General features: G+C 71.9%; 10 protein-coding genes and 1 pseudogene. All 11 read right to left on the reverse strand.

Annotation, left to right across the window (positions count from 1 at the left end):
- Window positions 1-99 precede the first annotated feature (99 nt).
- Window positions 100-1,224 (reverse strand): polyprenyl synthetase family protein, encoded by a 1,125-nt coding sequence (locus ACOBQU_RS06510; protein WP_423624938.1) that lies wholly within the window; start codon window positions 1,222-1,224, stop codon window positions 100-102.
- A complete protein-coding gene (gene hpnE / locus ACOBQU_RS06515; protein WP_423624939.1) occupies window positions 1,221-2,825 on the reverse strand; it encodes a hydroxysqualene dehydroxylase HpnE in 1,605 nt (534 codons plus the stop codon). The genes ACOBQU_RS06510 and hpnE overlap by 4 nt, the downstream gene beginning before the upstream one ends.
- A gap of 109 nt (window positions 2,826-2,934) precedes the next feature.
- Window positions 2,935-3,885, reverse strand: a complete 951-nt coding sequence (gene hpnD / locus ACOBQU_RS06520) for a presqualene diphosphate synthase HpnD (RefSeq protein WP_423624940.1) — start codon at window positions 3,883-3,885, stop codon at window positions 2,935-2,937.
- Window positions 3,882-4,783 (reverse strand): annotated as a pseudogene (hpnC, locus tag ACOBQU_RS06525) (squalene synthase HpnC). The gene hpnD and the pseudogene hpnC overlap by 4 nt, the downstream one beginning before the upstream one ends.
- A 333-nt stretch (window positions 4,784-5,116) precedes the next feature.
- Window positions 5,117-5,902 (reverse strand): ABC transporter ATP-binding protein, encoded by a 786-nt coding sequence (locus ACOBQU_RS06530; RefSeq protein WP_423624941.1) that lies wholly within the window; start codon window positions 5,900-5,902, stop codon window positions 5,117-5,119.
- Complete coding sequence (locus ACOBQU_RS06535; protein WP_423624942.1) at window positions 5,895-6,824, reverse strand: ABC transporter permease; 930 nt, start codon at window positions 6,822-6,824, stop codon at window positions 5,895-5,897. Before ACOBQU_RS06535 ends, ACOBQU_RS06530 begins: the two co-directional genes overlap by 8 nt.
- Before the next feature lie 95 nt (window positions 6,825-6,919).
- Window positions 6,920-7,792: a glycosyltransferase family 2 protein gene (locus ACOBQU_RS06540; RefSeq protein WP_423634294.1), complete on the reverse strand. Its 873-nt coding sequence runs from the start codon at window positions 7,790-7,792 to the stop codon at window positions 6,920-6,922.
- Between the two features lie 17 nt (window positions 7,793-7,809).
- Window positions 7,810-8,589, reverse strand: a complete 780-nt coding sequence (locus ACOBQU_RS06545; protein ID WP_423624943.1) for a CDP-alcohol phosphatidyltransferase family protein — start codon at window positions 8,587-8,589, stop codon at window positions 7,810-7,812.
- Entirely contained in the window at window positions 8,567-9,631 is a 1,065-nt protein-coding gene (locus ACOBQU_RS06550) for an iron-containing alcohol dehydrogenase family protein (protein ID WP_423624944.1), read from the reverse strand. Before ACOBQU_RS06550 ends, ACOBQU_RS06545 begins: the two co-directional genes overlap by 23 nt.
- Window positions 9,619-10,371: a sugar phosphate nucleotidyltransferase gene (locus ACOBQU_RS06555; protein WP_423624945.1), complete on the reverse strand. Its 753-nt coding sequence runs from the start codon at window positions 10,369-10,371 to the stop codon at window positions 9,619-9,621. Before ACOBQU_RS06555 ends, ACOBQU_RS06550 begins: the two co-directional genes overlap by 13 nt.
- A complete protein-coding gene (locus ACOBQU_RS06560) occupies window positions 10,368-12,191 on the reverse strand; it encodes a DUF5941 domain-containing protein (RefSeq protein WP_423634296.1) in 1,824 nt (607 codons plus the stop codon). Before ACOBQU_RS06560 ends, ACOBQU_RS06555 begins: the two co-directional genes overlap by 4 nt.
- Window positions 12,192-12,380: the final 189 nt, after the last annotated feature.

Raw genomic sequence — 12,380 nt, forward strand, 5'->3', positions numbered from 1 at the left:
CCCTTCGATGCAGTGCTTTTTCTCTGCTGGGTCCGCCGTCGGACACCGCCTTCACCCGGCGGTGCTCGGCGACTGCGAGTCAGGTGTGCCCGATAGTGATCATCTCTTCCGTACGACGACGAAGTCGGCGAGCGCGGTGAGCTGCGCCCGCACCAGGTCCGGCATCTGGACCGCGTCCAGGGCCTCGAGGGCGACGGTGTGCTGCCGCCGGGCCTCCTCGGCGGTCCACTCGCGGCCGCCCGCCTCCTCGATGAGCGCGGCGCGCGCGGCGAACTCCTCCTCGGAGAAGCTGTCGAAGTCATTGCTCTTGGCGTCGGCGGCGAGCAGCTCGCCGAGCCGCTCGGAGGCGGGGCCGCCCGCGGCGAGCGCGGCCACCACGGGCAGCGACTTCTTGCGCTGGCGCAGGTCGCTCCAGGTCTGCTTGCCGGTGGCCTCCGGGTCGCCCCAGATGCCGAGCAGGTCGTCGACGGCCTGGAAGGCGAGCCCGAGGTGGTAGCCGTACTTCTCCAGGGTGTCGGCGGTGGCGTCGTCCGCGCCGCCGAGCACGGCGCCGATGGAGACCGCGCAGGCGAGCAGGGCGCCCGTCTTGTTGCCCTCCATCTCCAGGCACTCCTCGACGGTGACCCGCTCGCGGTGCTCGTAGGAGATGTCCTGGGCCTGGCCGTCGATGAGGGCGCGCGTGGCGGTGGTCAGACGGCGCGTGGCGCGGCCCGCCTCGACGGTGCCGAGTTCCAGGAGAACCTCGTTGGCGAGGGCGAACAGGGCGTCGCCGACGAGGATCGCCTGTGCGGGGCCGTGCACCTTCCATACGGTGTCGCGGTGGCGGCGCTGCTCGTCGCCGTCCATGAGGTCGTCGTGCAGCAGCGAGAAGTTGTGCACCAGCTCCACGGCCACCGCGCCGGGCACGCCGGTCTGCGGGGGCGCGCCCGCGGCCTCGGCCGAGAGCAGCGCGAGCGCGGGGCGCACGGCCTTGCCGCCGTCACCGTCGGCCGGGTTGCCTTCGGCGTCGATCCAGCCGAAGTGGTAGGCGGCGACGGTGTCCATGGGCGGCGCGAGGCGGTCCACCGCGGACCGCAGCACCGGGGTGGCCAGCGTCCGGCCCCGCTCAAGGAGCGAGGTCACGTCCACAGCGGCCGATTCGGCCGAGGGCACAGTCGGCACAGTTTCTCCTCTTGTTCCGGTGCTGGGGGTCCGGGGCGATGGCCCCAGGAGGTCGAGGGTCACGCCGCCTCCTCGAAGAGATGGCCGCGGGGGCGGTCCAGTGCGGTCAGAGCGGCCCGGGCGGCGGAGATTCCGCTGCGTACAGCGCTTTCCATCGTCGCGGGCCAGCCGGTCGCCGTCCACGCGCCCGCCAGGTACAGGCCGCGCGCCTTGGTGTGCGCGCCCGGTCGCAGGCGGCCGACGCCCGGGGTCGGCGCGAACGTGGCGGTGCGCTCCCGGGTCACGAAGAAGTCCTTGACGCGTGCGCCGTGCGCGGCGGGCAGGAGCCGCTCGAGCTCCGGCAGATAGCGCTCGCGCAGCGCGGCCACGGGCGCGTCGATCTCGTCCTTGGCCGCCGACTGGGACACCGCGAGGTACTGCCCCTCGCTGAGGCCCGAGGCGTCGGTCCGGTCGAAGACCCACTGCACGGGCGAGCCGAGCGCGGCGAAGAAGGGCCGCTTGAGGACCTTCCGGTCGTACACGACGTGGACGTTCAGGATCGGCGCCGTGTCGATGGCGAGCAGCCGGTCGGGCTCGTCCAGGGCGCCGTCCGGGAGCAGGTCGTGGGTCTCGGACTGGGGCACGGCGAGGACGACGGTTTCGGCCTCGACGCGTTCGCCGGGAACCTCCACGCTCCAACAGCCGTTCTTAGTACGCGAGATGGAGGTGACACGTGTTCGCAGTTCGGTACGGACGCCCGCGGAGTCGAGCGCCTTGCGGGCCAGGCGGTCATGGAGTTCACCGAGGGGCACCCGCGCCCAGCCGATGTCGGCGGCGCCCGGGTCCGAGAGCAGCCCGGTCTTGAACACCATCGCGGCGAGCCCGAGCGAGGCGTCGCCCGCGACGGCGTTCAGGGTGGCGACGCCCACGAGGTCCCACAGGGCCTCGATGGCGCGCGCCGACTGGCCGCGCGCGGCCAGCCAGCTGCCGAAGTCCTGGCTGTCCAGCGCCGGATCGGCCGGGTCGAGCCCCTTGAGGGCGAGCGCCGCGCGGCCCACCTGGGCGCGCTCGGCGAGCGACAGATGCGGGTACGTGGCGAGGCTCGCGGCCAGGTGCAGCGGCACGGGCAGCGCGGTGCGGCGCAGCCGTCCGAGGCGGTTGGTGTCGGCGTCGAGCACGGGTACGTCGAGGCGGTCCTGGAGCGGTGCCAGGTGCGCGCCCTCGACGCGGTCGAGGAACCAGCGGTAGGCGGTGCAGCAGCGCAGATAGACGTGCTGGCCGTTGTCGACGGTGAGGTCGCCGCGCTGGAAGGAGAAGGCGAGCCCGCCCAGGCGCGGCCGCCCTTCGAGCAGCGTCACGGCGAGGCCCGCGTCGGCGAGGGCGAGCGCGGCGGTGATCCCGGCGAGCCCGCCGCCGACGACCACGGCACGGTTGCTGGCGGGGGCGCCTTCACTGGACCGGGCGCCCGGGGCGGCGTCGGCCGCCGCGCTGAGGGAGGCCGTGGCCGCGACCCGGTCGGCACGGGCCGCTTCGCCCGTGGACCCGTTCACCTGGAGCCCGGACGCCGTTCGGTCACCGGAGGCGGACTGCGTGTCCGGGCGCGACGGCGCCGCGGCCGGACGAGGATCCGCCTCGCCCTTCTCAGCGAAGCGCCCCGGGCGCGGCGACCGGTCGTCCTGCCTCATGCATCCTCACTTTCGGCGGTCGCAGTCTGGGACGCCAAGGTCATGCGGAGGGTTGCCCGCCGTTTGCGGCGGCCCGGACCGTGCGCCCCGGCGTCGGCACGGGTGCGCGTCACGTACGCCTCCTGACGCTCCCCCGGGAGACGCTGCGCGCGTCGAACCCGGACAGACCGCGCACGGCGACATACGCCTTCTCCCGGCCCGGCAACGAAACGCGGCCCCGAAGGACCGCTTCCGGCTCCCGCTCGATCCGGTCGAGCAAGCGGCGGTAGATGCCCGCCATGGCGGCGACGCAGGCGCCGCTGCGCCGGTCGAGCATGGGCAGCAGGCGGTAGCCCTCGGCGAACAGGGCCCGGGCGCGGCGCACCTCGAAGTGGACGAGGCCCGCGAAGTCCGATCCGGCGGGCGGCTCGGACCGGGAGAACCCGGCGGAGCAGCCGAACTTGGCGAGGTCCTCTGCCGGAAGGTAGGTGCGCCCCTCCAGGGCGTCCTCGCGAACGTCCCTGAGGATATTGGTGAGTTGGAGCGCGAGACCGAGCGTGTCGGCGTACTCCGGCGCGCGCTCCGCGTGCTGCGCCCCCGGTTCCGTACCGAACACGCCGAGCGAGAGGCGGCCGATGGCTCCGGCCACGCAGCGGCAGTAGACCTTCAGGTCGTCCCAGGTCTCGTAGGTCTCGCCGCGCACGTCCATCAGGACGCCGTCGATGAGTTCGTCGAGCCCGCCGAGCGGGATGGGGAAGTGCCGGGCGGCGTGGCTCAGCGCCACCGCCACCGGGTCGGTGTCGTCCTCCTCCACCGCTCCGTCGCGGATCCGGGTGAGCACCGCCCTGGTCTCGTCGAGCCGCGTCTGCTTCACGTCCGGTGCGAGCGCGCCGTCACCGATGTCGTCCACGCGCCGCGAGAACGCGTAGAGCGCGGACATCGCGCGCCGCTTGGGCGTCGGCAGCAACCTGATGCCGTACGCGAAATTCTTGGCCTGCTGCCCGGTCACGGCCTCGCAATAGCTGTACGCGGCGAGTACCGGCGCGGACACGCGAGGTTCTGACTCCACGGTCCGGCTCACCCCTCTCCTCGCAGAACCGCACCCACCTCGCGCAGCAAGCGCGGCTTCGTGGGCTTCGGCGGCCTTGGAAGTACGTCGTATCCCGCGGCGGCGATCGCGGTGACGGCCGCCCTCCCCCTGCCACGAACCCTGCCAGCAGCAGCTTGAGTCTGCCGTGGACGCTACCCACCAGGGGGATGCCTTCATTCAGGAGGCGATGGGCGCGTTCCGCTTCATATGCAACCAGTGCGCGCACCGACGCGCCTGCCGTAGGCACGCCCAGGTCCCGTTCCTGGACATGAAACCTCTTCATGTCTTCGAGGGGGAGGTAGACGCGGTCGCGCGCGAGGTCCTCGCGCACGTCCTGGAGGTGTTCCACGATCTGCAGCCCGGTGCACACGGCGTCGGAAAGGCGGACGCGCTCGGGCGTGGCGGTGCCGGTGATGGCGAGGACCAGGCGGCCGACCGGGTTGGCGGACAGCTCGCAGTAGGCGAGCAGGTCGTCGTAGGTCTCGTACCTCTTGACGACCTGGTCCTGGCGGTTGGCGGCGATCAGTCCGAGGAACGGCTCGGGGGTCAGGTCGCGGCGCCGGACGGTGGGCTCCAGGGCCCGCAGCAGCGGGTGGCCGGGCTGCTGCCCGGGGGCGAAGACCTTGCGCAGGTCGGCCTCGAAGGCGTCCAGGAGGGCCAGCGGGTCACCGGCGGCGGCCGGGTCAAGGCCCAGGTAGCGGGCGTGGGCGGTGCCCCGCTCCAGGTCGGAGTCGCCGATGTCGTCGACCAGGCGGGCGAAGCCGTAGACGGCCATGAGGTCCTCGCGCCAGGCGCGCGGGAGGAAGAACGGGGCCACGGGGAAGTTCTCGTCCGCGGCCTTGGCGAGGACGGCGGACGCATCGCGGAGCCGGAGATCGTCCGTAGCCATTGCCGTCACATCTCCCGTTCTACACTGCCGACCCAATACATCCTATTTCGGACACGCCGCCAAGGCCGTCGCGCGGCGGACCGTGCGTCACCCCCAGGCAGGGAGCGATATCGCCCCACTTGCCGCGAATCAGCACCGGTACAGCTTACGTTGTACAACGCACAGCGGTTCGTCGGGGCGTTCCGCACATCACAAGAACGCACCGATTGGCTTCAATCTTCCCTGAGCTCACATGACTTGAGGCGAGCACCATGGCTGAAAACATGTCAGGGCCCCGCCAGATGATCCTGGCGGGGCCCCGCTCGTCCGGCCGCCCCGGGGGCGGCCATCCGGTTACTTGCCGGTGAACTTCTCGTACTCCTTCAGGACCTCGTCGGTCGGCCCGTCCATCCGCAGCTCACCGCGCTCCAGCCACAGCACCCGGTCGCAGGTGTCACGGATCGACTTGTTGTTGTGGCTGACCAGGAACACCGTGCCCGCCTCCTTGCGCAGCTCGCGGATGCGGGCCTCGGAGCGCTTCTGGAACTTGCGGTCACCCGTGGCGAGCGCCTCGTCGATCATCAGCACGTCGTGGTCCTTGGCGGCGGCGATGGAGAACCGCAGCCGCGCCGCCATGCCCGAGGAATACGTGCGCATCGGCAGCGTGATGAAGTCGCCCTTCTCGTTGATGCCCGAGAAGTCCACGATCTCCTGGTAGCGGGCCTTGATCTGCTCGCGGCTCATGCCCATCGCCAGACCGCCCAGGATCACGTTGCGCTCCCCGGTCAGATCGTTCATCAGCGCCGCGTTCACCCCCAGCAGGGAGGGCTGGCCGTCGGTGTAGACCTTGCCGCGCTCGGCGGGCAGCAGCCCCGCGATCGCCCGCAGCAGCGTCGACTTGCCCGACCCGTTCGACCCGATCAGCCCGATCGCCTCACCCCGGTACGCCGTGAAGCTCACCCCGCGCACCGCGTGCACCTTGCGCACGCCCGGGGACTCGCCCCGCCTGATGATCCGGCTCAGCGCCGCCGTCGCACTGCCCCTGCCGGTCTTGCCGCCGTTGACCCGGTAGACGATGTGCAGCTCATCCGCGATGACCGTGGGCACATGGGTGCGGCCCGCGTTCTTGTCCTCAGCCACGGCCGTACCGCTCCTCTGCCTTCCAGAAGTAGACGAAGCCGCCGAGGGCGACGAGCACGGCCCAGCCGAGCGCGACCGCCCAGACGTGCGGCGGCAGGTTCTCCGAGCCGTAGCCGTCGATCAGCGCAAAGCGCATCAGGTCCATGTAGATGGCCGCCGGGTTCCACTGGAGGATGTCGGCGATCCACGCCGGGTGCTCCTTGAGCATCACCGGGATGGAGAACATCACGCCGGACGCGTACATCCACGTACGCATCACGAACGGCATCAGCTGGGCCAGGTCCGGGGTCTTGCTGCCGAGGCGGGCCATGACCAGGGCGAGGCCGGTGTTGAAGAGGAACTGGAGCGCCAGGACCGGCACGATCAGGAGCCAGGACAGGCGCGGGTAGCTGCCAAAGCCGATCGCCACCACGAACAGCACGATCATCGAGAACAGCAGCTGCTGGAGCTGCTGGAGCGAGAACGAGATGGGCAGCGAGGCGCGCGGGAAGTGCAGCGCCCGCACCAGGCCGAGGTTGCCCGAGATCGCGCGGACGCCCGCCATGACCGAGCTCTGTGTGAAGGTGAAGACGAACACACCCGTCACCAGGAACGGGATGTACACCTCACGCGACATCCCGCGGTCGGCCTTGAGGATCAGGCCGAAGATCAGGAAGTAGACCAGCGCGTTGAGCAGCGGGGTCGCGACCTGCCAGAGCTGGCCGAGCTTGGCCTGGCTGTACTGGGCGGTCAGCTTCGCCTGGGAGAAGGCGAGGATGAAGTGGCGTCGCCCCCAGAGCTGGCGGACGTACTCCACGAGTCCCGGACGGGCGCCGCTGACGGCCAGGCCGTACTTGGCGGCGAGCTCGGCCGGGGTAAGCCCGTCGTCGGGCGACGGTGGCGCGGTCACGGCGACGCCACCGTCCTGCGTTGTCTCACTCACGAGTGGAAACTTTCGTCTTCAAGTGCACGGCCGGTCGGGCGTGGGTGTGGGCCGCGGACCGGGATACGGCCCGAATGTTCTCAGATCCGAGCTTGTCAGATGACGGGAGGGCGGCCCAGTCGGGTCAGCCGCCACACCGTGCGCCACTTCATGGGGCGGCGCGGCCCGCACGGGCTCGTCCAGCCCTCCTTGAAGCCGCCGAACCAGGCGCGCAGCGCGGGCCGCGAGGGGCGCCGGGCCAGGGTCAGGAGCAGCCACACGCCCAGGTACGCGGGGATCAGGGGCGCGGGCAGGTTGCGGCGGGCGAGCCAGACGCGGTTGCGGGCCACCATTCGGTGGTAGACCGCGTGCCGGGAGGGGGCCGTGGTCGGGTGGTGCAGGACCATGTCCGCGCGGTAGTCGATCAGCCAGCCCGCGTCGAGGGCCCGCCAGGCCAGGTCGGTCTCCTCGTGCGCGTAGAAGAAGGCCTCCGGCAGCCCGCCGACCTCCTGGAGGACCCGGGTGCGCACGGCGTTGGCGCCGCCGAGGAACGTCGTCACGCGCGAGGACCGCATCGGGTCGGAGGCGCGCAGCCGCGGCACGTGGCGGCGCTGGGTGGCGCCGGTGTCCGGGTCGGCGATGCGGAAGCTGATGATGCCGAGCTGGGGGTCGGCGGCGAAGGCCTCGCGGCACAGCCGCGCGGTGTCGGTGTGCGCCAGGAGGCCGTCGTCGTCGAGGAACAGCAGGACGTCCACGTCGCGGGCGCCGGGCCCGAAGGCCTCGATGCCCGCGTTGCGGCCGCCGGGGATGCCCAGGTTCTCGGGCAGCTCCACGGTGCGGACGCCCGCGGGGACGTCCGGCACGGGCGCGCCGTTGCCGACCACGACCACCTCGACAGGGTCGCCCTCCTGCTTGGCGACCGAGTCGAGGAGGGCGCGCAGCTCCTGCGGGCGGTTGCCCATGGTGATGACGACCGCGCCGACCCGCAGCCGCTCGGCAGGGGTGCTCACTTCAGCCTGCTCGACGCGAGGATGGACACCAGGTGCAGCACCGTCTGGAGGAGGGCGATGCCCGCCAGGACGGCGACGCCCAGGCGCGAGAAGAACAGGTCGTCGCGGACCGCGTCCACGACCGCGAGGACCAGGATCAGCAGGGACGCCTCGATGCCGAGGATCAGCCGGTGGAACTTCAGCGCGGCGGCCGCCTTGCGGGCGAGGGCCACTCCGGAGGCGCGCGGCACGGACGCCGACTCCTGCACCGGCGGCAGGCCCTGCTGGTGCCGGGCGACGCCGACCAGGTCGGTCTCGGCCTTGATGAGGATCGCGCCGAGCGCGGCCAGGGTGCCGAGGAAGGCCCACAGCCAGTCGATCCGCCCGGACCCCCACAGGTCGGCGGCGCGCAGCCCGAAGCCGACCAGGACCGCGGCGTCGCACAGGTAGGCGCCGACGCGGTCCAGGTACACCCCGGACATCGAGTACTGCTTGCGCCAGCGGGCGATCTCGCCGTCGACGCAGTCGAGCAGCAGGTAGAGCTGAACGGCGACGACGCCGAGCACGGCGCCCCAGATCCCCGGAACGAGCAGGGCCGGGGCCGCGAGGACGCCCGCGACGGTCATCAGATAGGTGAGCTGGTTGGGCGTGATCCTGGTGTTCACCAGGTAGCGGTCGCAGCGCAGCGAGATCTCTCGCATGTACAGGCGTCCCGCCCAGTGCTCACCGCTGCGGCGGTCCTTCACCCCGGCGGGGTGAACGACGGGCCGGAGTTCAGCTACCGATGGCCTTGGCATAGTCGGCGTATGCGTCCTTGATCTGGTCGTGGTTCAGATTGAGGTGTTCGAGGATCGTGTAGCGGCCCGGGCGGGTCTGCGGCGCGTACTCCACGACCTGGACGAACTCGTCCACGGTGAAGCCGATCTCCGCGGGGAGCACCGGCAGGCCGTGGCGGCGCAGCACCTCGGCCATCTGCTCGGACTCCTCGTGGGCACCACGCAGGTGCATCGCGAAGGCCGCACCGAGACCGACCTGCTCGCCATGGCTCGCCGCCCGCTTGGGGAACAGGAGGTCGAAGGCGTGGTTGATCTCGTGGCAGGCTCCGGACGCCGGACGGGAGTCGCCGGAGACGGACATCGCGATGCCGGTGAGGACGAGCCCCTCGGCGAGCACCTGGAGGAAGCCGTCGTCGCCGACGCCGCCGGGGTGGCGCAGCACCGCCTCGCCCGCCTGCCGGGCCATGGCGGCGGCCAGGCCGTCGATGGCCTCGCCGGTCTCGCGGTTGGCGAGTTCCCAGTCGGCGATGCAGGAGATGTTCGAGACGGCGTCGCCGATGCCCGAGCGCACGAAGCGCACCGGGGCCTCGCGGATGACGTCGAGGTCGATGACGACGGCGATCGGGTTCGGCACGCCGTACGAGCCGCGGCCCGCGTCGTTGTCGAGGGTCGCGACGGGCGAGCACAGGCCGTCGTGCGACAGGTTCGTCGCGACGGCGACCAGCGGCAGGCCCACGCGCGCGGCGGCGAACTTGGCGCAGTCGATGATCTTGCCGCCGCCGAGGCCCACGAGGGCGTCGTAGCGCCCCTTCTTCAGGGCGTCGGCGAGCTTGATGGCGTCGTCGAGCGTGCCGCCGCCGACCTCGAACCACTCGGCGTTCGGCAGCGACGGGGCGAGGCGCTCGCGGAGCACCGCGCCCGAGCCGCCGCTGATGGCGATGGCCAGCTTGCCGGTCGCCGAGCAGATCCGCTGGTCGGCGAGGACGCTCGCGAGGTCGTTGAGCGCCCCCGCCCGGATGTCGACGACGACCGGCGAGGGGATGAGCCTCGTCAGTACTGGCACGCGATCTCACGTCCCTTGGCGAGGTCGTCGTGGTTGTCGATCTCGACCCACTTGACGTCGCCGATGGGCGCGACGTCGACCTTGAAGCCGCGGTTGACGAGCTCCTGGTAGCCGTCCTCGTAGTACAGGTCGGGGTCGCGCTCGAAGGTGGTCTTCAGGGCGTCGGCCAGCTCGTCGGCGGCCTCGCCCTCGATGAGGGTGACGCCGATGTACTCGCCGGTGGCCTCGGCCGGGTCCATCAGCTTGGTGATCTTCTGGACGCCCTTGTCGGGGTCGACGACGACCTTCATCTCCTCGTCGGCGAGCTGCTTCACCGTGTCGAGGGCGAGGATGATCTTCTTGCCGTCGCCGCGGGCGGCGAGCAGGGTCTTCTCGACGGAGACCGGGTGCACGGTGTCGCCGTTGGCGAGGATCACGCTGTGCTTGATGGCATCACGGCCGCACCACAGGGAGTAGGCGTTGTTCCACTCCTCGGCCTTGTCGTTGTCGATGAGGGTGAGCTTGACGCCGTACTTGGCCTCCAGGGCCTCCTTGCGCGCGTACACGGCCTCCTTGCGGTAGCCGACGATGACCGCGACCTCGGTCAGGCCGATCTCCGCGAAGTTCTTCAGGGTGAGGTCGAGGACGGCCAGCTCGTTCTCGGTTCCCTCGCCCACCACGGGCACCAGCGCCTTCGGCAGCGTTTCGGTGTAGGGGCGCAGACGCCGGCCGGCGCCGGCGGCCAGGACGAGGCCGATCATGCGGGTTCTCCTTCATCGTGTACGGCGGGTGCGCCACGGTTGTGCGCGGTCACCCAGAAGCGGATGCTCTCGACGAGCACCACGAGGGCCACGGCCACGGCGAGCGCCGTGAGCAGGGCGGTGAACTCTGTGTTTGTCAGCAGGGCGGCGGCCAGCGTGACCGCCAGCGTCCTGCCGTCGTGCCCGCCGATCACCCGCACCAGCCAGCGCGGGGGCGCTACGACACCGCGAATGCGGTACACGGTGTCGTAGTGATGGTAGGCGACCGCGGCCACCAGGCCGAAAGCCGCGGGAAGCGCCCCGTTCACGTCCGCTTTGGCTGCCAGTACCAGTACGGTCCCGTACTCGGCGGCGCGGAAGAACGGCGGAACCAGCCAGTCGAGGGCGCCCTTGAGGGGGCGGGAGACGGCCAGGCCCGAGGTGATCGCGTAGACGGCGGCGCCGACGACGGGCCAGGCGCTGCCGTACGAGGTGAGGGCGGCGGTGCCGACGACGGCGGCGCCCCCGAGGAAGGCGAGGGCCGGGGCGAGCGCCGGGGCGCCCTTGAGCGCGGCGACGGCCGCGGCCAGCGGTCCGGTGTCGGCCAGGTCGGCGAGGGCCGTGGCCGCGCGGTCGGTGCGCTTCGCCTTGCGGGTCAGGGAGCGCAGGACGCGGCCCGCGGTGGTGTAGCAGGCGGCGAGGCCGCAGCCGATCAGGAGCACGGTGAACGTGACGCGCGGGGTGGTGAGCGCCGTCAGGAGGGCGATCAGCGCCCAGCGCTCGCCGATGGGCAGCACGATCATGCGGCGGGCCCAGACCGTCCAGCCGCGGCTGTCGAGCCGGTCGGAGAGGGCGGCGGTGGGGCTGGTGTTGGCGGTGGCGTCGTGGTTGGCCTCGTTGAAGGCGAAGTCCACGACGTGGCGGCAGGTCTGCAGGACCATCGCGCCGAGCGCCAGCGCCCACACGTCGTCGCCGCCGCGGGCCGCGCCGAGCGCGAGGCCCGCGTAGTAGGCGTACTCCTTGGCGCGGTCGAAGGTCGCGTCCAGCCAGGCGCCCAGCGTGGAGTACTGGAGGGAGTAGCGGGCGAGCTGGCCGTCGGTGCAGTCCAGGACGAAGGAGAAGAGGAGCAGCAGGCCCGCCGCGACGAAGCCGCCGCGGGTGCCGGTGGCCGCGCAGCCCGCCGCGACCAGGGCGACGAGCAGCGAGGCCGTGGTGACCTGGTTCGGCGTGAGGCCCCGGCGGGCGCACCAGCGCGCGAGGTAGCGGGAGTAGGGGCTGATGCAGAATGTGGTGAAGAACCCGTCGCGGGCCTTGACCGCGCTGCGCAGGCGCACCGCCTCCTCGTCGACGGCGGCGACGGACTGGCGCGCGGCGTTGCGGGCCTCGGGCCCTTCGGGCACGGCCGCGACGAGGGTGCCAAGGTCGGGCCGGTGCACGGCGACCCGGGCGGCGGGGTCGGCCTCGATGGCGGCGGCGATCTTGTCGGGCACGGCGCCGACGGCGCTGAGCGTGCCGCCCGTGCCGCCGGTGGTGGCGCCCGTGCCGACCGCCGCGCCCAGCGCCCGCGTGAGCGCCGCGCGGGCCTCGGGCTTGGCGGTCACCGCGCCGGTCACGGCGGAGACCGCGAAGCGCGGATCGGTCAGACCCAGGCGCAGCGCGTGGACGTGGCCCACGAAGCGGGTGTCGACGACGGCGACGCGCTGGTCGGCGGGGACGGAGCGCACGAGCGCCTCGGCGTCGGCCGCGTCCAGGGCGGTGTGCACGTCGAAGCCGAGGGACCGCAGATCGCCTTCGAGCGGCGAACCGGGCACCGGTCGGCCGGTGAGGATGGCGGTCGACAGACGAACTCACTCCTTGGATACCGGCGCGGCTCGCGCGGGCACGTGCGTGACGGGGGGCACCCGGCCTCAGCGTCTCGGCGCGGCCGGGCGGCATGTCGGCAGAGGCTATCGGATGATGGGAAGCGGGCGTTCACCGCCCGTTCACGCTCCGGTCAGCGCGGTCCGCTGGGGCCGCGGGCGCCCTGATCA

The organism is Streptomyces sp. G45 (assembly GCF_049542095.1).
In the GTDB taxonomy this organism is placed as follows: Bacteria; Actinomycetota; Actinomycetes; order Streptomycetales; family Streptomycetaceae; genus Streptomyces.

What these genes read in the sequence shown, in the direction of transcription:
- hpnE (WP_423624939.1), bottom strand. Translation starts at nt 2,825, where the DNA reads ATGAGGCAGGACGACCGGTCGCCGCGCCCGGGGCGCTTCGCTGAGAAG.
- ACOBQU_RS06545 (WP_423624943.1), bottom strand. Translation starts at nt 8,589, where the DNA reads ATGCCAAGGCCATCGGTAGCTGAACTCCGGCCCGTCGTTCACCCCGCC.
- ACOBQU_RS06555 (WP_423624945.1), bottom strand. Translation starts at nt 10,371, where the DNA reads ATGATCGGCCTCGTCCTGGCCGCCGGCGCCGGCCGGCGTCTGCGCCCC.